Origin of the sequence: Paraurantiacibacter namhicola (genome assembly GCF_001687545.1) — a bacterium.
In the GTDB taxonomy this organism is placed as follows: Bacteria; Pseudomonadota; Alphaproteobacteria; order Sphingomonadales; family Sphingomonadaceae; genus Paraurantiacibacter; species Paraurantiacibacter namhicola.
This window is the reverse complement of sequence record NZ_CP016545.1, coordinates 1223549-1241797: the sequence shown is the minus strand read 5'-3', so window position 1 is coordinate 1241797 and position 18249 is coordinate 1223549. Positions and strand designations below refer to the sequence as shown.

22 protein-coding genes are annotated in these 18249 nt (G+C 64.5%); 8 read left to right on the top strand and 14 right to left on the bottom strand.

The annotated features are described in order from the left end of the window. The first annotated feature begins 2 nt into the window (after positions 1 to 2). Positions 3 to 1532 (top strand): F0F1 ATP synthase subunit alpha, encoded by a 1530-nt coding sequence (gene atpA, locus A6F65_RS06025; RefSeq protein WP_067786830.1) that lies wholly within the window; start codon positions 3 to 5, stop codon positions 1530 to 1532. 29 nt (positions 1533 to 1561) lie between these two features. On the opposite strand, the gene A6F65_RS13110 is transcribed toward atpA, so the two are convergent. Further along, positions 1562 to 1753: a hypothetical protein gene (locus A6F65_RS13110; RefSeq protein ID WP_205631907.1), complete on the bottom strand. Its 192-nt coding sequence runs from the start codon at positions 1751 to 1753 to the stop codon at positions 1562 to 1564. A gap of 1 nt (position 1754) precedes the next feature. On the opposite strand from A6F65_RS13110, the gene A6F65_RS06020 reads away from it, so the two are divergent. Genes A6F65_RS06020 through A6F65_RS06005 form a run of 4 tightly spaced genes read left to right on the top strand, consistent with a single transcriptional unit; the run spans position 1755 to position 4549 of the window. Further along, entirely contained in the window at positions 1755 to 2624 is an 870-nt protein-coding gene (locus A6F65_RS06020) for a F0F1 ATP synthase subunit gamma (protein WP_067790195.1), read from the top strand. Positions 2625 to 2644: 20 nt separating this feature from the next. Continuing rightward, on the top strand, positions 2645 to 4102 hold the full coding sequence (atpD, locus tag A6F65_RS06015; RefSeq protein ID WP_067786828.1) for a F0F1 ATP synthase subunit beta: 1458 nt from the start codon (positions 2645 to 2647) through the stop codon (positions 4100 to 4102). A 5-nt stretch (positions 4103 to 4107) separates the two neighbouring features. Further along, positions 4108 to 4290 (top strand): glutathione S-transferase, encoded by a 183-nt coding sequence (locus tag A6F65_RS06010; RefSeq protein ID WP_067786827.1) that lies wholly within the window; start codon positions 4108 to 4110, stop codon positions 4288 to 4290. 1 nt (position 4291) lies between these two features. Next, complete coding sequence (locus A6F65_RS06005) at positions 4292 to 4549, top strand: ATP synthase F1 subunit epsilon (protein WP_067786825.1); 258 nt, start codon at positions 4292 to 4294, stop codon at positions 4547 to 4549. A 51-nt stretch (positions 4550 to 4600) separates the two neighbouring features. Here the strand turns inward: A6F65_RS06005 and A6F65_RS06000 are convergent, their stop codons facing one another. From A6F65_RS06000 to A6F65_RS05990, 3 genes are read right to left on the bottom strand one after another with little or no spacing between them, the layout of a single operon-like run. Beyond that, entirely contained in the window at positions 4601 to 5734 is a 1134-nt protein-coding gene (locus A6F65_RS06000; protein WP_067786823.1) for an acyltransferase family protein, read from the bottom strand. Positions 5735 to 5738: 4 nt separating this feature from the next. Continuing rightward, positions 5739 to 6377, bottom strand: coding sequence for an SGNH/GDSL hydrolase family protein (locus A6F65_RS05995; RefSeq protein ID WP_067786821.1), 639 nt, complete (start codon positions 6375 to 6377; stop codon positions 5739 to 5741). A 41-nt stretch (positions 6378 to 6418) separates the two neighbouring features. Then, positions 6419 to 6742 (bottom strand): HNH endonuclease, encoded by a 324-nt coding sequence (locus A6F65_RS05990; protein ID WP_157093072.1) that lies wholly within the window; start codon positions 6740 to 6742, stop codon positions 6419 to 6421. Positions 6743 to 6785: 43 nt separating this feature from the next. Between A6F65_RS05990 and A6F65_RS05985 the strand changes: the two genes are divergently transcribed. Beyond that, positions 6786 to 8276: an ArnT family glycosyltransferase gene (locus tag A6F65_RS05985; RefSeq protein WP_067786820.1), complete on the top strand. Its 1491-nt coding sequence runs from the start codon at positions 6786 to 6788 to the stop codon at positions 8274 to 8276. On the opposite strand, the gene A6F65_RS05980 is transcribed toward A6F65_RS05985, so the two are convergent. After that, entirely contained in the window at positions 8267 to 9196 is a 930-nt protein-coding gene (locus A6F65_RS05980) for a DMT family transporter (RefSeq protein WP_237164900.1), read from the bottom strand. The two genes, A6F65_RS05985 and A6F65_RS05980, sit on opposite strands and share 10 nt — an antisense overlap. 225 nt (positions 9197 to 9421) lie before the next feature. On the opposite strand from A6F65_RS05980, the gene A6F65_RS05975 reads away from it, so the two are divergent. Next, positions 9422 to 10960 carry a CpaF family protein gene (locus A6F65_RS05975; protein ID WP_205631906.1) on the top strand — a complete coding sequence of 513 codons (1539 nt, stop codon included), beginning with the start codon at positions 9422 to 9424 and terminating at the stop codon, positions 10958 to 10960. A gap of 54 nt (positions 10961 to 11014) precedes the next feature. On the opposite strand, the gene A6F65_RS05970 is transcribed toward A6F65_RS05975, so the two are convergent. Continuing rightward, complete coding sequence (locus A6F65_RS05970; RefSeq protein ID WP_067786816.1) at positions 11015 to 11245, bottom strand: hypothetical protein; 231 nt, start codon at positions 11243 to 11245, stop codon at positions 11015 to 11017. Between the two features lie 120 nt (positions 11246 to 11365). On the opposite strand from A6F65_RS05970, the gene A6F65_RS05965 reads away from it, so the two are divergent. Further along, positions 11366 to 11497, top strand: a complete 132-nt coding sequence (locus tag A6F65_RS05965) for an entericidin A/B family lipoprotein (protein WP_067786814.1) — start codon at positions 11366 to 11368, stop codon at positions 11495 to 11497. Between the two features lie 56 nt (positions 11498 to 11553). Here A6F65_RS05965 and A6F65_RS05960 read toward each other — a convergent pair whose 3' ends face one another. From A6F65_RS05960 to A6F65_RS05925, 8 genes are all read right to left on the bottom strand, one after another. Then, positions 11554 to 12252 (bottom strand): NAD(P)H-binding protein, encoded by a 699-nt coding sequence (locus tag A6F65_RS05960; RefSeq protein ID WP_067786812.1) that lies wholly within the window; start codon positions 12250 to 12252, stop codon positions 11554 to 11556. After that, complete coding sequence (locus A6F65_RS05955; RefSeq protein ID WP_067786810.1) at positions 12245 to 13420, bottom strand: deoxyguanosinetriphosphate triphosphohydrolase; 1176 nt, start codon at positions 13418 to 13420, stop codon at positions 12245 to 12247. The genes A6F65_RS05960 and A6F65_RS05955 overlap by 8 nt, the downstream gene beginning before the upstream one ends. Before the next feature lie 63 nt (positions 13421 to 13483). Next, a complete protein-coding gene (locus A6F65_RS05950; RefSeq protein WP_067786808.1) occupies positions 13484 to 14209 on the bottom strand; it encodes an aspartate/glutamate racemase family protein in 726 nt (241 codons plus the stop codon). Positions 14210 to 14302: 93 nt separating this feature from the next. Continuing rightward, positions 14303 to 14644 (bottom strand): hypothetical protein, encoded by a 342-nt coding sequence (locus tag A6F65_RS05945; protein WP_067786806.1) that lies wholly within the window; start codon positions 14642 to 14644, stop codon positions 14303 to 14305. A gap of 18 nt (positions 14645 to 14662) precedes the next feature. After that, positions 14663 to 16177 carry an NAD(P)(+) transhydrogenase (Re/Si-specific) subunit beta gene (locus A6F65_RS05940; RefSeq protein ID WP_083989266.1) on the bottom strand — a complete coding sequence of 505 codons (1515 nt, stop codon included), beginning with the start codon at positions 16175 to 16177 and terminating at the stop codon, positions 14663 to 14665. Beyond that, a complete protein-coding gene (locus tag A6F65_RS05935; protein WP_067786804.1) occupies positions 16177 to 16461 on the bottom strand; it encodes an NAD(P) transhydrogenase subunit alpha part 2 in 285 nt (94 codons plus the stop codon). Before A6F65_RS05935 ends, A6F65_RS05940 begins: the two co-directional genes overlap by 1 nt. Positions 16462 to 16521: 60 nt before the next feature. Further along, positions 16522 to 16935 carry a hypothetical protein gene (locus A6F65_RS05930; protein ID WP_157093071.1) on the bottom strand — a complete coding sequence of 138 codons (414 nt, stop codon included), beginning with the start codon at positions 16933 to 16935 and terminating at the stop codon, positions 16522 to 16524. Beyond that, on the bottom strand, positions 16932 to 18053 hold the full coding sequence (locus A6F65_RS05925) for an NAD(P) transhydrogenase subunit alpha (RefSeq protein WP_067786800.1): 1122 nt from the start codon (positions 18051 to 18053) through the stop codon (positions 16932 to 16934). The genes A6F65_RS05930 and A6F65_RS05925 overlap by 4 nt, the downstream gene beginning before the upstream one ends. Between the last annotated feature and the right edge of the window lie 196 nt (positions 18054 to 18249).

Here is an 18249-nt window from a genome sequence, read left to right as displayed (position 1 = left end):
TCATGGAAATCCGCGCCGCAGAAATCTCCAAGGTCATCAAGGACCAGATCGCCAATTTCGGCAGCGAAGCCGAAGTCAGCGAAGTGGGCTCCGTGCTTTCCGTCGGTGACGGCATCGCGCGCATCCACGGCCTCGACAATGTCCAGGCCGGCGAGATGGTCAAGTTCGCCAATGGCGTCGAAGGCATGGCGCTGAACCTGGAAGCCGACAATGTCGGCGTCGTGATCTTCGGCTCGGATGCCGAGATCAAGGAAGGCGACAACGTCAAGCGGACCGGCACCATCGTGGACGTCCCCGTCGGCAAGGGCCTGCTGGGCCGCGTGGTCGACGCGCTGGGCAACCCGATCGACGGCAAGGGCCCGCTGACGGACGTGAAGCGCGCCCGCGTGGAAGTGAAGGCACCGGGCATCATCCCGCGTGAATCCGTGTCCGAGCCCGTGCAGTCCGGCCTCAAGGCCATCGACGCGCTGGTCCCCGTTGGCCGCGGCCAGCGCGAACTGATCATCGGTGACCGCCAGACCGGCAAGTCCGCCGTGGCGATCGACACCTTCATCAACCAGAAGGATGCGCACCAGGGCGACGACGAGAAGAAGAAGCTCTACTGCATCTACGTCGCCGTGGGCCAGAAGCGCTCCACCGTCGCGCAGATCGTGCGCCAGCTGGAAGAAAACGGCGCGATGGAATACTCCATCGTCGTGGCCGCAACCGCTTCCGAGCCAGCCCCGCTTCAGTACCTGGCGCCCTACACCGGCTGCGCCATGGGCGAGTTTTTCCGTGACAACGGCATGCACGCCGTGATCGTGTATGACGACCTTTCCAAGCAGGCCGTGGCTTACCGCCAGATGTCGCTGCTGCTGCGCCGCCCGCCGGGCCGCGAAGCCTATCCGGGCGACGTGTTCTACCTGCACAGCCGCCTGCTTGAGCGTGCCGCAAAGATGAACGGCGACAATGGCGGCGGCTCGCTGACCGCCCTGCCGATCATCGAAACGCAGGCAGGCGACGTGTCGGCCTATATCCCGACCAACGTGATCTCCATCACCGACGGCCAGATCTTCCTGGAAACGGACCTGTTCTACCAGGGTATCCGCCCGGCCATCAACGTGGGCCTTTCCGTCTCCCGTGTGGGCGGCGCCGCCCAGACCAAGGCCATGAAGAAGGTGTCCGGCTCCATGAAGCTGGACCTGGCGCAGTACCGTGAAATGGCGGCCTTCGCGCAGTTCGGTTCGGACCTCGATGCCGCAACGCAGAAGCTGCTTAATCGCGGTGCCCGCCTGACCGAGCTGCTGAAGCAGCCGCAGTTCAGCCCGATGCCGTTCGAAGAGCAGACCGTGTCGATCTATGCCGGTACCAACGGCTATCTCGACAATGTGCCCGTCGACCGCGTGAATGCCTATGAAGAGCAGATGCTCAGCTTCATGCGTAACGAGCACGCCGACGTTCTGAAGGACATCCGCGAAACGCAGAAGTTCGAAGGCGACGTGAAGGACCGCACGGTTTCCGCGCTGGACGCCTTCGCCAAGCAGTTCGCGTAAGACACAACGTGCTTAATCTGCTCTTCTATCTAGGTTGTCTGCTTGTTCTTCTCAAAGGCGGGGAATTGCTCGTCGCCGCGATGAAGGAGCCTGCCGGCACAAACGCCAAGCGCCTCGGCTATTTGCTTGGCGGTTTGGGGATTGCCGGAGCGGTGTTTCTTGTCCTGGCTGGCGATCGCATCGCCGGTCTTGAACGAACAGATACAAACGAGGGTATTCAACGTGGCTAGCCTCAAGGAACTCAAGGATCGGATCGGGTCGGTTAAATCGACCCAGAAGATCACCAAGGCGAAGCAGATGGTCGCCGCGGCGAAGCTGCGCCGTGCCCAGGCCGCTGCGGAAGCCGCGCGCCCCTATGCCCTGCGCCTGTCGGACGTAATGGCCAGCATCGCGGGCAAGGTTTCGGGCGACAGCGCGCCGAAGCTGCTCGCCGGTACCGGCAATAACAAGCGCCACCTCCTGGTCGTGATCAACACGGACAAGGGGCTGTGCGGCGGCCTGAATTCCAACATCGTGAAGGAAGCCAAGCTGCAGGCCCGCGCGCTTCTGGCCGAAGGCAAGGACGTGCAGTTCTACCTCGTCGGCAAGAAGGGCCGCGCGCCGATCAAGCGCGATTATCCCGAGCGGATCGAGAAGTGGTTCGACACCTCCGAAGTCCGCCAGCCGGGGTTCGAGGAAGCGGAAGCCATCGCGACCGACCTGATCGAGCGGTTCGAGAAGGGCGAATTCGACGTCGCCCACCTAGTCTACCCGACGTTCAAGAGCGCCTTGGCGCAGGACCCGACCACCACGCAGCTGATCCCCGTGCCCGCGCCCGAAAACGCGGCCGAGACTGATGCTGTCGTCGAATACGAGCCGGGCGAGGAAGAAATCCTCGAAGAACTGCTGCCGCGCTACGTCAAGACGCAGATCTTCGGCGGCCTGCTGGAGCGTGAGGCATCCGAACAGGGCGCCTCCATGACCGCCATGGACAACGCCACGCGCAATGCCGGCGACCTGATCCAGAAGCTGACCATCCAGTACAACCGCAGCCGCCAGGCCGCGATTACCACCGAACTCATTGAAATCATTGCCGGCGCGGAAGCGCTGTAAGTAAGCCCAAGGAACCAACAATGGCCACCGCACCCGTGCTCAACCAGACCACCAACGGCACCATCGCCCAGGTCATCGGCGCCGTCGTCGACGTCGCTTTCCCCGGCGAGCTGCCGGCGATCCTGACCGCGCTGGAAACCAAGAACGGCGACAAGACGCTCGTCCTCGAAGTTGCCCAGCACCTTGGCGAGAACACCGTTCGCACCATCGCCATGGACGCGACCGAAGGCCTGACCCGCGGGCAGGAAGTGATCAACACCGGCAGCCAGATCTCCGTTCCGGTCGGCCCCAAGACGCTGGGCCGCATCATGAACGTGATCGGCGAAGCGATCGACGAGCGCGGCCCCGTGGGCGCCGAGCAGACCATGCCGATCCACGCTGATGCCCCGCTGTTCGTGGACCAGTCCACCGAAGCGGCCATCCTGGTCACCGGCATCAAGGTCATCGACCTTCTCGCCCCCTATGCGCGCGGCGGCAAGATCGGCCTGTTCGGCGGCGCCGGCGTGGGCAAGACCGTGCTGATCCAGGAACTGATCAACAACATCGCGAAGGGTCACGGCGGCGTGTCCGTGTTCGCCGGCGTGGGTGAGCGCACCCGCGAAGGTAACGACCTCTATCACGAATTCCTCGACGCGGGCGTCATCGCCAAGGATGCCGATGGCAACGCCATCTCCGAAGGCTCCAAGGTGGCGCTGGTGTTCGGCCAGATGAACGAGCCTCCCGGCGCGCGTGCCCGCGTGGCCCTGTCCGGCCTGACGATGGCGGAATACTTCCGCGATCAGGAAGGCCAGGACGTGCTGTTCTTCGTGGACAACATCTTCCGCTTCACCCAGGCCGGTTCCGAAGTGTCCGCCCTGCTCGGCCGTATTCCCTCGGCCGTGGGTTACCAGCCGACCCTGTCGACCGACATGGGCGCGCTGCAGGAGCGCATCACCTCCACCAACAAGGGCTCGATCACGTCCGTGCAGGCCATTTACGTGCCGGCCGATGACTTGACCGACCCTGCACCGGCAACCTCCTTTGCCCACCTTGACGCCACGACCACGCTGAACCGCGCGATCTCCGAGCTGGGCATCTACCCGGCCGTTGACCCGCTCGATTCCACCAGCCGCGTGCTGGAGCCGCGCGTCGTGGGCCAAGAGCACTACGAAACCGCGCGTAAGGTCCAGGAAACGCTGCAGAAGTACAAGAGCCTGCAGGACATCATTGCCATCCTGGGCATGGACGAGCTGTCCGAAGAGGACAAGCTGACCGTCGCCCGTGCGCGCAAGATCCAGAAGTTCCTGTCGCAGCCTTTCCACGTGGCCGAAGTCTTCACCGGCATCCCCGGCAAGTTCGTCTCGCTTGAAGACACCGTCGCGTCCTTCAAGGCCGTGGTGGAAGGCGAATACGACCACCTGCCGGAGCAGGCTTTCTACATGGTCGGCGGCATCGACGAAGCTGTCGAGAAGGCCAAGAAGCTGGCGGAAGACGCCTGATTGCGATGACCGGCCAACCGGACCTGAGCGACTGCGTCAACCAGACGTGTCCCTGGTCCGGAAAGCCGGTCAGCGCCGACAGCCTGACAATGTATCGCGGGTCGGTCGTCGGGTTCTGCAACACGAATTGCCGCGACAAATTTGAAACCGCCGCACGCCATTTCGATGCGGCAATCGACGGAAACTGACATGGCCCTGCATTTCGAACTCGTCACGCCGGAGAAGCTGGTTCGCAGCGAGGACGTCTACATGGTGGTCGTCCCCGGTGCGGAAGGTGAATTCGGCGTGCTGGAAGGCCACGCGCCTTTCATGTCCGTGATCCGCGACGGCGCGGTGCAGGTCTGGAAGACCGAAGGTGGCCAGCCGGAAGAGATCGCCGTGCGCGGCGGTTTTGCCGAAGTCGGCGACAGCGGCCTGACGGTCCTCGCGGAACACGTCGAAGCCTGACGCTTCCACCACTACCGATTTCAGAGAGGGCGCCCGTTGCGGCGCCCTTTTTCATGCGCGGGCCGGAGCTTCCAGCGCACGGCGCTGCGTCACGCGCATCATCCATTTGCGCACGTCGCCGCTGCGATGTTCCGTCACGCGGGCAGTCAGCGCGCAGAAGGCCAATATGGCCAGCGCATAAGCTGCGAACAGCCACGCGTTCTTGCCTGCTACCATACCGAAGGCTGACATGGCGGAGATGATCGGCCAGTGCAGGATATAGAGCGAGAAACTGCAGCCTGCGAGCCAGCGGATCGGCCCGGCCCAACGCTCCAGCAGCGCAGCCTTTGCTGCCGCGAGCGGGCGCAGCGCGACGAAACAGATGGCAACCCCGATGGCGAACAGGTTGTCCGTTATGAAATAGGTGCTGAAGTTGAAGTCCACTCCCGTTGCCTGCACGATCGGCAGAAGCAGGTTGGCAGCGGGAACTCCGAAAACGGTCGCAAACAGCATCACGAGCCATCCCAGCAGGCCCAGCGCAAGCGCGGCCTGGCGGCCCGGACGGAAATCCTTGCCGGACAGCCAAACGCCCAGCAGCCAGCTTGGCATCAGCAGCAGGACGCGCCAGCCCGCCAGCAGCGACAGCACGAGCAGCGCCGCAGCACGCAGTTTTCCGCGCAGGAAGAAGGCCGCGCCGAACAGGGCGTAGAACCACACCTCGTAAGCCAGCGACCAATAGGGCGGGTTCCATGGCGGCAGGACCACGCCCTGCGCATCGCCAAGAAACAGTATCGGCAGCAGCAGGTTTGCAGGCTCCGCCGCATCCGTCCGCACATGCTCCAGGCTCGCTTCCAGCCCCATCGATCGGGCTATGGTGAACAGTGCAAGGCCAAAGAGAAGCGCAAACAGCGACACGGGGAAAATGCGCGCAGCCCGCGCCACCGCGTACGTTCGCAGGTCCTGCGGCCGCGTGCGTACGGAATGGGAGATAACCAGCCCCGAAAGCACGAAAAAGATCAGCACCGCATTATGCTGCGCGGTTTCCGTCAACGGATAAGGTCCGGTGTAGATTTCCATCTGCACCATGTGACCGCCCAGCACGACCAGCGCCGCCAGCCCGCGGATCAGGTCCAGCAGGATCGACATTTCCGGTGTGATGAAGCGTCCCTCGCGCATGACACCCTGATGCCCCATCAAGGCGAACATTCGGTTAAAGCGGCTGCGTCAGCGCCTGGACGTACAGCTCATCGACCTCCGGCGTGAAATGCACGCCGTCGACCGTCCAGTTGTCCGGCAGCGGCGGAACGGGAAGCATCTCGACATTATCGAAGCGAGCGGCGGCCTGGCGCGCCTGCCGGTCTATCACTGCCACGAGCTGCGGATCGTAATCGCCGCCAGCCGGTTCGACGCCCAGCTCCGCCGGCCATACTTCCGCGATGTAAGTCGGGCGGTCGCCGCAAGCTTCGACAATCTCGGCGATCGCCAGCTTTTGCCTGCTCGTCGCAGGATCGGCATGCTTGGCGTCATTCACGCCCAGCGCGATGGAGACGGGCGCATCGCTGGCAAGGCAGGCCAGCTTCGCAATGCGGACGATTTGCCAGGTCTGCCCGCTGGAATATCCCATCATCAGCGCCTCGGGCCGTTCGCCAAGGTACTGGATGCGGCTGTCCCCGATAACGATGCGATCCGCAAATGGCGCCTTGGCGAGGTATTTCGCCGTGCGCGCGCTGTGGTGCGGGTCCATAGAATAGGGGGCCACCGCCCATACGGACAGCGCAGCCACGCCCACCACCAGCGCAAACACGCTCCATACGGCGACCGCGCCGATCCTTTGCCAGATGCCGGACATGCAGGCCGCTTAAGCCATGGTGCGTAAAAAGGGCGTGAACGCTACCTTGTCGGCGCGTGGAAATCGGGCGGCTTGTCCGCCACCCAGCGCACGAAACGTGCCACCGCCTCCTCCTCAAGAAGGCGCGCACGGTCTGCCCCGAAGCGGGCCAGCTGCGCATTGGTGAAGTTGCGATGGATAGTCCGGTGGCAGATGGGGTGGACCGGCACGGTCGTGCGCCCCTTCTTGGCCTTCGGCACCGTGTGATGCCACTGGATCCGCTTGCCGAAGGGCCGTCCGCAAAGCCAGCAGGCCTGCGCCTCGCCCCGGCCGGACCCTCCAACGCCGCCAGCATCGCCGCCATCGCTAAACCGGATATTAACCATCTCTATCCAAGCGTAACCACGAATTTCACAGGACGACAGGGCAATGACCACCATCACGGCTGACAGGAAGGCGCTGGCCAGCGGGTCCGCATGGCCGCGCCGCGGGCTGGCGGTGGTCGTGCTGCTGGCCGTGGTTGCCGTCGTGGTGCGCCTGCCGTTCCTGGGCGATCACAATGCCGATATCGACGAGCAGCTTTACGCCCTGATTGGCAGCCAGATGCTGGAGGGGCAGCTGCCCTTTGCCGATCTGTGGGACCGCAAGCCACTCGGCCTGTTCCTGATCTACGCGCTTGCCGCAGCCACCGGCTTGCCAGCCCCATGGTCGTACCAGCTGCTGGCCATGATCTTTATCGTGATCGGCGCATGGCTGGTGCGGCGCCTGGCGCTGCTGGTGACGGAGCATGGGACCGCGACCGGCGCTGCGGTAATCTACATCGTGCTGATGGCGATCTACGGCTCGCATTCCGCGCAGACCGAGGTGTTCCATGTCCCGGCCATGCTGGCGATGGCGCTGCTGGTATTCGACCAGTCGCGCGCCGATGCTCTGCGCCGCGCCTTCATCGCCATGCTGATCGGCGGGATCGCGCTGCAGGTGAAATATACCGTAGTCCCGCAATGCGCATTCTTCGGGGCGTGGGTGCTGTGGGGGCAGTACCGCAAGGGCCGCAGCCTGCCACAGCTGCTGGCACTCGCGGCAGGCTTTGCGCTCGCCGGCCTGCTGCCGACGATCCTTGTGGGCCTGTTCTACTTGGGCGTGGGCGAGTGGGACGCCTTCTGGTTCGCCAATTTCGTCAGCTTCTTCGACCGGCTGCCCGCCGGGGACAGCCGCTTCGTGATGGAGCAGCTGCTCTATGTCTCGCCGATGGCCGCGCTGACGCTGTTCGGCCTTTATGCAGCGCTGCGCATGCGCACGCCGGATAGCTGGGCGGCTTACCGCTTCTTCTGGCTGTTCCTCGCCGCCAGCTATGCGACGGTCTATTTCCCGTCGACCATCTACAATTACTATTTCGCGGCGCTGGTGCCGGGCAGCCTGCTCGTCGCCCTGCCCTTCCTCGACCGGCGCGGGCCCTTCAAGGTCTGGCCGCTGGTGCTGACGGGCGTGGGCTGCTTCGCGCTGACCTATTACCCCGGCCGGATCGAAGCCTCGCAAGACCACCGCGCGGCGATGGAGGATTTGACCGCAGCGATCACACCGCTTGTTGGTTCGCAGGCCGATTGCCTGTGGGTGTTCGACGGGCCGACCGCGCTGTACCAGACGACGGGAAGCTGCCTGCCCACGCGCTTCATCTATCCCGACCATCTGAACAATGCGCTGGAACGCGATGCCCTGGGCATCCGCCAGATCGACGAGGTGCGCCGCATCATGGCTGCAAAGCCGCCGGTCGTGGTCACTGCTGACCGCCCCTTTACGGCGCAGAACAAGGAAACGCTGGCCTATGTCGAGGCCGCGATGGAGCGCGATTACATGCCGCTGCGGACCGAGACGATCCATGACCGCCGCCTGACGGCCTGGATCCGCAAGGATCAGCGCTGAGTGCCTGCCGCCGGGGCAGCGCGCCCCTGCCACCACAGGAACAGCCCTGCTCCCACGATAATGGCTGCGCCCAGCCACGCCATCGCATCGGGTATCTCGTCGAAGAAGATGTAGCCCAGGATCGATGCCGCGATCAGCTGGCCATAAGTCATGGGCGCAACGGTGGAGGCCCCGGCCCGGACCGTGCCGATGAAGATCAGCCAGTGCGCGAAGCTGGCTGTCACCGCCACCACCGCGCAGCGCAGCACCACGCTCCAGTGCGGCATGTCCAGCTGCCATGCCGGATGGCCACTCAACATGCCCAGCCCCGCCGCCGCCAGCAGGAAGACGGTCGCCGTAATCGCGACATAGGCCTGCATGGCGAGTGAGCTTGCCAGGCCGGCACTGGCGCGGTTGCCGATGATCAGGATCGCCATGCCCAGCGCCGCCAACAGCGGCAGGAATGCGGCAAAGCCGATGTCCATGAAGTTGGGCCGCAGCACGATCGTCACGCCGATGAAGCCCACCACCGTGGCCACCAGCACCGCTGCCCGCATGCGTTCGCCCAGGAACAGCGCGGCCAACAGGGCCGTGATCATGGGCTGGGTGAAGGTAATGGCCGTCGCCTCTGCCAGTGGCATCAGGAAGAAGGCATTGATGATGGCCACCGTTGCCAGCGCCACGCCGAAGCCTCGCATCCATTGCAGGCGCGGGCGCGGCCAGTGCAGCAGTTCGCTACGCCCGCCGCGCGCCAGCAGGATGGCGGACAGGCCCACGGCCCCCATGGTGTACCGCAGCGCCGCAACACCGGCCGCGCCCCATTCGCCCGCCATGCTCTTAAAGATCGCATCGCCCACGGTCAGCACGGTCACCCCGGCCAGCACGTAAAGCATCCCTGCGCGGTCCGATTGCTGCATGATATCCGGATTGCCCCGCGCCATTCCTGCGATGCGGCCCGCGATAGCCTGCACGCGATATGATTACCAAGGCCGAAACCATTGCCTCTTGCGGTTTTTCGCGGAAAATGTGGTTGGCGGGCCGGGGTGGCAAGTGTCCCTTTCTGACACGGCATTAACCGCTTTTTCACCTAAATCGCTGATGACACTGATCAAACGGCATGCAGGCCAGTCCGGCCCGCGCCGGATCTTGAATCGGGGGTTCAACGGATGAGCGCATTTGGACGAAAGAACGGTGCCGGGGGAATGAAGCCCGGCTCTCGCCCGTCCTTTGGCGTGGCGCGGCCCATGCGCGGCGGATCCGGCCAGGGTTCCGGCCAAGGCTCCGGCGAGCCCGAAGGCGGCGACCAGTTCCCGCCCGTTCCTGGCGAAGGCGTGGAAGTCCCCGGCAGCGATGCGGTCAATTCCGCGCCGATGAAGGAAGATGCGATGGCGCGCCTGACGGACCGCGCCAATGCCGTTCACGAAAAGCAGGAAGTCGGCGGTTTCGAAGCCAGCGTCCACAAGATCAAGGAACAGGTGCTCCCGCGCCTGCTGGAACGCGTCGACCCCGAAGCGGCCAGCACGCTGTCCAAGGAAGAGCTGTCCGAAGAATTCCGCCCGATCATCATGGAAGTACTGGCCGAGCTGAAGGTCACGCTGAACCGGCGCGAGCAGTTCGCGCTGGAAAAGGTGCTGATCGACGAGCTGCTCGGCTTCGGCCCGCTGGAAGAGCTGCTGGGCGACCCGGACGTGTCCGACATCATGGTCAACGGCCCGGACCAGACCTATATCGAAAAAGGCGGCAAGCTGGTGGTGGCTCCCATCCGCTTCCGTGACGAACAGCACCTGTTCCAGATCGCCCAGCGTATCGTGAACCAGGTCGGCCGCCGCGTCGACCAGACCACGCCGCTGGCCGACGCCCGCCTCAAGGACGGTTCCCGTGTGAACGTGATCGTCCCGCCGCTTTCGCTGCGTGGTACGGCCATCTCCATTCGTAAGTTCTCCGAAAAGCCCATCACGCTCGACATGCTCAAGGAATTCGGTTCCATGAGCGACAAGATGTGCACCGCGCTGAAGATTGCCGGCGCCTGCCGCATGAATGTGGTCATCTCCGGCGGTACGGGTTCCGGTAAGACGACCATGCTGAACGCCCTGTCGAAGATGATCGATCCGGGCGAGCGTGTGCTGACCATCGAGGATGCGGCCGAACTCCGCCTGCAGCAGCCGCACTGGCTGCCGCTGGAAACGCGCCCGCCCAACCTCGAAGGCCAGGGTGCGATCACCATCGGCGACCTTGTGAAGAACGCCCTGCGTATGCGCCCGGACCGCATCATCCTGGGTGAGATTCGCGGCGCGGAATGTTTCGACCTTCTCGCCGCCATGAACACGGGCCACGATGGCTCGATGTGTACGCTCCACGCGAACTCTCCGCGTGAGTGCCTGGGCCGTATGGAAAACATGATCCTGATGGGCGACATCAAGATCCCGAAGGAAGCCATTTCGCGCCAGATCGCGGAATCGGTGGACCTGATCGTGCAGGTGAAGCGCCTTCGCGACGGTTCGCGCCGCACCACCAACATCACCGAGGTGATCGGGATGGAAGGCGACGTAATCGTGACGCAGGAACTGTTCGCCTTCGAATATCTCGATGAGAGCGAAGACGGCAAGATCATCGGCGAGTTCCGCTCGTCCGGCCTGCGCCCCTATACGCTGGAAAAGGCGCGGATGTTCGGCTTCGATCAGGCTTATCTGGAGGCATGCCTGTAAGGCAGGCGGCTCTCAGGCGCCTGGCGCCGCAGGCCCGTGCGAATTGGCTGAAAGCTATCCCGCCATCAGGCCGGGGATTGCCATCGACAGCAGCGAGACGCCTGTCACCGCGCACAGCACGAACAGCAGCAGCCACGGCATCCAGCCCACCTTGTCGATGTGTTTACGCCTGACCCGGCGGCGCTCCATGAACAGCGAGAAGGCGGCGAGCACGATCAGTGCCCCGCCCCACAGCGCGGCCAGCAGCGCATCGCTGGCAAATAACAGGAAGTCCGGCTGCTTCATCGCGGCGCCATATGGGTTCACTGATCGCGCGGCGCAATATGCTGCGGGGAACCTGCCCACAAACCGTTCGTTTCTCCTCCCAGTCCGGCCTTGCGCTGGCGAAACCGAGAGGAAGAGAAAATGGTTCGCAAAATCCTTAAATCATCGGCACTTGCCGCCCTGGCGCTGGCCGCCGCTGCCTGCAACACCGTGCAAGGTGTTGGCGAAGACATCGAATCCGTTGGTGAAGCCGGTGAGCGCGCCATCGACTGACGCGTCGACGCAAACCGTCACCTGAAGCGCCCGCCCGTCAAACGGCGGGCGTTTTGCTATTCGGAAGGGTGGGCCCGTTCCAGCTCGCCTGCCGCGCGGTGGATGCCGTCATTTTCCAGCACAAACCGGCCCTTGCGCTTGTCGAGGCACGCCTGCAGCGCGGCCCTAGCCACCACGCGCCCGTCGATCGAGCGATATTTGCGGTACTGGCCATGCAGGAACAGGTTGGTCAGCGGGCTGAGGATAATGCCCAGCCGTTCCAGCACGCGCCGCTCCCCGCCGCGCGGGCCGCGTAGAAGTCCAGGCCGCAGGATGGTCAGGCGGTCGAAACCGACCTTGCCGATATCGCGCTCCACCTCTCCCTTCACACGCAGGTAGAAATTGGAGGTGGCAAGGTCCGCCCCCACTGACGAAACGAGCACAAAGCGCTGCGCCCCCGCCGCCTTGGCCGCTTTCGCCACAGCCAGCACCAGGTACTGGTCCACGGCGCGAAAGGCCGCCTCGTCCTGTCCTGATTTCGCCCAGGTCGTGCCGAGCGCGCAGATGACCACATCGGGCTGCAATTGCGCGATGGCGGAGGGCCAGTTTGCCGGGTCGGCCAGCAACACCTCTATGCGCGTGCCCAGCGGCAGCCCCAGCTCCCGGCGTGACAGGGCCAGCAGGTGGAACTCGCGCAGCCGCTGCGCTTCCTCTATCGCGCGGCCGCCGACCAGCCCGGTGGCCCCGACGACCAGTAGGCGCAGCGCATCAGACATTGGACAGCCCTTGCGGCACGCGCCCGAAGGTTCGGGCATAGGCATCCATGGCGAAACGGTCCGTCATCCCGGCGATGTAATCCGCGACATGGCGGCTGCGCGCTGGCTCCTCCAGCGGCGCCGCGCCTCCCCAGTTCTCGCCCATCCTCTCCGGCTCCTGCTCGTATGCGGCGAACAATTGCGCGACCAGCGCCTGCGCCTTGTCCGCCGTGCCGTGCTGCTGCGGATGGTGGTACAGGTTTTCGTACATGAAGGCCTTCAGCTCGCGCTCCTGCGCGGCCATCTGGTCCGAAAACCGGACAAGCGGCCTGCCGGCATCGCGAACCTCCTCCACCGATCCCACATCGGCCAGCAGCGGGCGGCTGGTCTCGACAAGGTCATTGACCATCAGGCCGATCTGGCCGCGCACCAGCTCGCGCTGCTTCGCCGCCAGCGCAGCGCGCGGGAAGCGCCGCTCCACATTGCGCCACTGGTCGGCCACGAAATCCATCGCCAGCAGGGCATCCAGATCCAGGAAACCGGCGCGCAGGCCATCGTCGATATCGTGATTGTCATAGGCGATATCGTCCGCCAGCGCCGCAACCTGCGCCTCCGCCGAGGCATGGCGAGCAAGGTCCAGCGGGAAATCCGCATCCAGCGCCGCCAGCGCCCAGTTCGGCTGCGCCACCGGCCCGTTATGCTTGGCGAGGCCTTCCAGCACTTCCCAGCTGAGGTTGAGGCCGGGGTGGTCGCAATAGGGGCTGTCCAGCCGCATCAGCGTGCGCAGGCAATGCGCATTGTGGTCCCAGCCGCCCTTGCCCTGAAGCGCCGCGTCCAGCGCACCCTCCCCGGCATGGCCGAAGGGCGGGTGGCCGATATCGTGCGCCAGGCACAGCGCTTCTGTCAGGTCCTCGTCCAGCCGCAGCGCGCGGGCGACCACGCGCCCCACCTGCGCGCATTCAAGGCTGTGCGTCAGACGGACACGGTAATGGTCCCCGTCGGGCGCGACGAAGACCTGCGTCTTACCCGCCAGGCGGCGGAAGGCGATGGAATGGATGACGCGGTCCCGGTCGCGCTGGAAGGGCCCGCGCGGCCCGCGCGTCTCCCCGCGGCCATCGGCCGGGATGTCGATTGCGAATTCGCGCCCGCGGCTGTGCGCGGGATCGGCGGCATAGGGGGCGCGGTCCATGCACGGCGATTAAGCCGCGCGGCATCCAGTGACAACGGGAACAGCCGGGGAACGCAGGCAGTTTTACCGCGCCGCAGCCCCGCTTCGGTCGACTTCGGTTTCACCCAGTATCCACTGGGCCGCCTTGGCCGCGTGGATCTCCGTTGAATCGAAGATGGGCAGGACATTGGCGTCCACATCCACCACCAGTGCCAGCTCCGTGCAGGCCAGCACGATGGCCTCGGCGCCTTCCTGCTGCTTGACGGTGATGATGCTCTTCAGCGCGCGCTCGGCATCGCGGCTGGCCTTCCCGGCGATCAGTTCGTCATAAATGATATGGTCCAACTGCTCCACGATGGCCATGTCCGGCGGCATCAGGTCCACCCCGTGATTGACCAGGCGGCGGCGGAAGAAGCTTTCCGTCATTACATTGCGCGTGCCCAGGATTGCGGCGTTGCTGGTCTCTTTCGCGGCCATCGCCTCGCCCACGCAATCGGCGATGTGGATGACCGGGATGCCGACGGCTGCGGCAACCCTGTCATAGACGCGGTGCATCGAATTGGCGCCGATCACCAGCGCGCCCGCGCCGGAGCGTTCGCAATTGCGCGCCGCCTCGCACAGCACATCGGCCGCGCGGTCCCAGTCCGCATCGTCCTGCAGCCGGTACAGCTGCGCGAAGTCGAGGCTTTCGATCACCAGCGGGGCAGAGCTGTTACGCCCGGCCTTGCCCTGCACGATTTCATTGATGCGATCGTAATAGATGCGGGTCGAAACCCAGCTCATCCCGCCGATAATACCCAGCTTGCGCACGCTGTCCCCTCGAAAGCTTGCCTAAGAATGCATGAATGCCGTTTCAGGGTGAACCGCGGGTGAGCAGCTATGGTTCCACGCTTTAAACCACGATCAGCCGGCGGAGAATGCGCATGTCGCGGCCGAGGAAATAGTAACCTCCACCATTTCGGGATCGTCGATGCGGCGGATGCGCGTCATCAGCTCACCCATGGAGGCGGGGATCTGCGTTTCGCCGTCCTGCGGGCGCAGCCGTTCCAGCTTGCGCAGCTGCAGCGGCGAGAGGCGCGAGGCCATGCGCTCTCCCATGCAGGCGGCAACCGGCTGGGGCACGCCGCGCGACACCAGTTCTTCCTCGATACGCGCCGCGCCATAGTCCTCGACGCCGCCCCACAGGCGCCACGCCGCGAAGGCAATCAGGGCCAGAACGACCAGTCCGATCAGCAATTTTCGCATGCCAGCTCCTGCCGGGGGTCAATCCATCGCCTTGACGATTTCCTCGACCATCTTCTTCGCATCGGACAGCAGCATCATGGTCTGGTCCATATAGAACACGTCGTTGTCGACCCCGGCATAGCCCACGCCGCCCATGGACCGCTTGATGAAGAAGACCTGCTTGGCCTTGTCCACCTCGAACACGGGCATGCCGTAGATGGGCGATGACTTGTCGGTCTTGGCCGCCGGGTTCACCACGTCGTTCGCGCCGATGATGAAGGCGACGTCCGCCTGGGCAAATTCGCTGTTGATGTCCTCCAGCTCGAACACCTCGTCATAGGGGACGTTGGCCTCGGCCAGCAGCACGTTCATGTGGCCCGGCATGCGGCCTGCGACGGGGTGGATGGCATATTTCACCTCCACGCCCTTCTCCTTCAGCACATCGCCCATTTCGCGCAGCGCGTGCTGCGCCTGCGCCACGGCCATGCCGTAACCGGGGATGATGATGACCTTTTCGGCCTGCTGCAGCATGAAGGCCGCATCGTCCGCGCTGCCCTGCTTGTAGGGGCGCTGCTCGCGCGCCTCCCCGTCGCCGCCCGTATCGGCCGCGCCGAAGCCGCCGGCGATCACGCTGATGAAGCTGCGGTTCATGGCCCGGCACATGATGTAGGACAGGATGGCGCCCGATGCGCCAACCAGCGCACCGGTGATGATCATCGCCGTATTGCCCAGCGTGAAGCCCATCGCGGCAGCCGCCCAGCCGGAATAGGAATTCAGCATGCTGACCACCACCGGCATGTCCGCCCCGCCAATCGGGATGATCAGCAGGAAGCCGATGATGAAGGCCAGCAGGATGATAGTCGGGAACAGCCAGCCCGGCAGCGGCGTGGTGATGAAGAAGGCGAACCAGACCGAAAGGCCGATGATGGCCGCCAGCGTGCCCAGGTTGATCCAGTGCCGCGCGGGCAGGATGATCGGCGCGCCGGACATGTTGCCGTTGAGTTTCGCAAAAGCGATGACGGAACCGGAGAATGTGATCGCGCCGATTGCCGCGCCCAGTGCCATCTCGATCCGGCTGACCGGGTCGATCATGAAGCGCTCGGCAGGCCAGCCTTCCGTGCCCGGCACATTCACCAGCAGGTCGAACGCGCCCGGATTGGCATAAGCCGCGCCCGCAACCAGCACGGCAGCCAGGCCGACCAGGGAGTGGAAGGCGGCGACCAGCTGCGGCATCGCAGTCATGGCGATGCGCCGCGCGATGACGAAGCCGATGGCCCCGCCAATGGCGATGGCGGCAAGGATTTCCGGCAGGCTGGCTATGCTGTGCGTCACCAGCGTAGTGACAACGGCAATCAGCATGCCGGCCATGCCGTAACGGTTGCCCTTGCGGCTGGTGGCCGGGTTGGACAATCCGCGCAGCGCCAGGATGAAGCAGACGCCTGCGATCAGGTAAGCCAGCGCGACCCAGGGGTTCGTGCCAGTGCTGCCGCCCGATGCATATGCGGGGGAGGTGAACAGGGATGCCGCGAGTGCGACGGAGAGGAAGCGACCCATCACTTCTTCTCCTTCTTCTTGTACATCGCCAGCATCCGCTCCGTGACGGCGAAGCCGCCAAAGATGTTCACGCTCGCCAGCACCACGCCGGCCAGGCCCAGCCACTTGGCGACCGGGCTACCCGCGGCCGCAGCGGCAATCAGCGCGCCCACGATGATGACGGAGGAGATTGCGTTGGTCACCGCCATCAGCGGCGTGTGCAAGGCGGGCGTTACCGACCAGACCACGTAATAGCCGACGAAACACGCCAGTACGAATATCGACAGGATACTGATAAAGTCCAAGTCTCGTCCCTCCCCGGCCCGCGCCTGATGCCCGGTATCGGGCCAGCGCAGGCGGCCAAATCACATCATTCCGGCAAGCTCTTCCATCCGCGTCAGGCGCTGGTCCAGCACCTGCATGTTGCGATCGAGCTCTGCGATCGTTTCCGGCGTGTCGGGGCTACCGCACGTCGCCTGGTTGATCGTCCAGTAATAGGCATAGTCCGCTTCCACCGCAGCAAGATCGGTCGCCAGCGGCTTGCCATCGACCCATTCCTTCACCGCCTCGTACCGCGCCTTGGGCTCTTCATACCGCGCCTGCTGAGCGGGGTCGGTGGTGTAGGGGCAAACGGGGTTCAGCATGCCGACCACGTCGCGCGCCTCGAAGCGCATGGCCGCGCCTTCCTGCGCCTGCATGGCGGTATAGCCCGCGCCATCGGAGGAATTGCACGCTGCCAGGGCCGCGCACAGGCCTGCCATTACAATCACGCACTTCATGCATTCAGCCTTTCGTTCACGACCTTGCCGCCCTGTGTCAGGCGCACGGCATCGCCGATCTCCTCGTCGAGGATGGGCTTGCCCTGCTCCTTGTCCCAGAAGGCGGAGAGGAAGTTGTAGAGATTGCGCGAATAGAGCGCGCTGGCATCGGGAGCGAGTTCGCCCGCCGTGTTGGAGTATCCCATGATCGTGACGCCGTGCTTCACGACCGGCGTATCGGCCTGGGCGCCCTCCACATTGCCGCCCTGCACCACGGCAAGGTCATAGATGACGCTGCCGGTCTTCATACTGGCAATCTGCGCGTCGGAAATCAGGCGCGGTGCGGGCCGCCCCGGGATCAGCGCCGTGGTGATCACAATGTCCTGCTTGGCGATGTGCTCGCTCACCAGTTCGGCCTGCGCCTTCTGGTATTCTTCCGACATTTCGGTAGCATAGCCGCCGCTGCCCTCACCCTCGATCCCCGCGACATTCTCAACGAAGATCGGTTTTGCGCCCAGCGACTTTATCTGTTCCTTGGTGGCGGAGCGTACGTCCGTCGCACTAACCTGCGCGCCCAGCCGCTTCGCCGTGGCGATAGCCTGCAGGCCCGCCACGCCCACGCCCATCACGAAGACCTTTGCCGGGCTGATCGTGCCCGCCGCCGTCATCATCATCGGAAAAGCGCGGCCGTAGGTGTTCGCCGCAGCCAGCACCGCCTTGTAACCCGACAGGTTGGACTGGCTGGAAAGGACGTCCATGCTCTGCGCGCGGGTGATGCGCGGCATGAATTCCATGGAAAGCGCTTCCAGCCCGGCCTTGGCATAACCATCCACCAGATCGCGCTGGCCGAAGGGATCGAACATGGCCGCGACCATCGCGCCCTTGCTCGCGCCGGAAAGGCTGGCCGGATCGGGCGCACGCACGCCCATCACGATATCGGCGTCCTTCACCACGGCAGGGGCGCTGGCGACCGAAGCGCCAGCCGCCTCGTAATCCGCATCGGAGATGGAGGCGCCTTCGCCGGCGCCGCTTTCCACGGCGACATCCGCGCCCAGCGCGATGAATTTCTTTGCTGTTTCGGGGGTCAGGGCCACGCGGCGTTCGCCCGCAGCCGTTTCCTTCAGTACCGCGATGCGCATCCCTTGCCCCCCTTTGCTGCGATCAGGCGATCAGGATAACGACGAAGGCCGTAATCACGGCAAGCAGCGGCACAATCCATTTCAGCGAGGCAATGAAGCTGCCGTAAGTCTTGGAGGCGGCTTTCATATCGTTCGTTGACATCGGTTTCCCCGTATCCGGTAGTTGTAATCGGTAATTTTGCTGGTCCGGACCCTA

What these genes read in the sequence shown, in the direction of transcription:
- A6F65_RS05945 (WP_067786806.1), bottom strand. Translation starts at nt 14,644, where the DNA reads ATGCGAAAATTGCTGATCGGACTGGTCGTTCTGGCCCTGATTGCCTTC.
- A6F65_RS05975 (WP_205631906.1), top strand. Translation starts at nt 9,422, where the DNA reads ATGAGCGCATTTGGACGAAAGAACGGTGCCGGGGGAATGAAGCCCGGC.
- A6F65_RS05925 (WP_067786800.1), bottom strand. Translation starts at nt 18,053, where the DNA reads ATGCGCATCGCGGTACTGAAGGAAACGGCTGCGGGCGAACGCCGCGTG.
- A6F65_RS06000 (WP_067786823.1), bottom strand. Translation starts at nt 5,734, where the DNA reads ATGTTCGCCTTGATGGGGCATCAGGGTGTCATGCGCGAGGGACGCTTC.
- A6F65_RS06005 (WP_067786825.1), top strand. Translation starts at nt 4,292, where the DNA reads ATGGCCCTGCATTTCGAACTCGTCACGCCGGAGAAGCTGGTTCGCAGC.
- A6F65_RS05995 (WP_067786821.1), bottom strand. Translation starts at nt 6,377, where the DNA reads ATGTCCGGCATCTGGCAAAGGATCGGCGCGGTCGCCGTATGGAGCGTG.
- A6F65_RS05930 (WP_157093071.1), bottom strand. Translation starts at nt 16,935, where the DNA reads ATGAAGTGCGTGATTGTAATGGCAGGCCTGTGCGCGGCCCTGGCAGCG.
- A6F65_RS05940 (WP_083989266.1), bottom strand. Translation starts at nt 16,177, where the DNA reads ATGGGTCGCTTCCTCTCCGTCGCACTCGCGGCATCCCTGTTCACCTCC.
- A6F65_RS05985 (WP_067786820.1), top strand. Translation starts at nt 6,786, where the DNA reads ATGACCACCATCACGGCTGACAGGAAGGCGCTGGCCAGCGGGTCCGCA.
- A6F65_RS05970 (WP_067786816.1), bottom strand. Translation starts at nt 11,245, where the DNA reads ATGAAGCAGCCGGACTTCCTGTTATTTGCCAGCGATGCGCTGCTGGCC.
- atpA (WP_067786830.1), top strand. Translation starts at nt 3, where the DNA reads ATGGAAATCCGCGCCGCAGAAATCTCCAAGGTCATCAAGGACCAGATC.
- A6F65_RS05965 (WP_067786814.1), top strand. Translation starts at nt 11,366, where the DNA reads ATGGTTCGCAAAATCCTTAAATCATCGGCACTTGCCGCCCTGGCGCTG.
- A6F65_RS06010 (WP_067786827.1), top strand. Translation starts at nt 4,108, where the DNA reads ATGACCGGCCAACCGGACCTGAGCGACTGCGTCAACCAGACGTGTCCC.
- A6F65_RS05960 (WP_067786812.1), bottom strand. Translation starts at nt 12,252, where the DNA reads ATGTCTGATGCGCTGCGCCTACTGGTCGTCGGGGCCACCGGGCTGGTC.
- A6F65_RS05990 (WP_157093072.1), bottom strand. Translation starts at nt 6,742, where the DNA reads ATGGTTAATATCCGGTTTAGCGATGGCGGCGATGCTGGCGGCGTTGGA.
- A6F65_RS05955 (WP_067786810.1), bottom strand. Translation starts at nt 13,420, where the DNA reads ATGGACCGCGCCCCCTATGCCGCCGATCCCGCGCACAGCCGCGGGCGC.
- A6F65_RS05980 (WP_237164900.1), bottom strand. Translation starts at nt 9,196, where the DNA reads ATGGCGCGGGGCAATCCGGATATCATGCAGCAATCGGACCGCGCAGGG.
- atpD (WP_067786828.1), top strand. Translation starts at nt 2,645, where the DNA reads ATGGCCACCGCACCCGTGCTCAACCAGACCACCAACGGCACCATCGCC.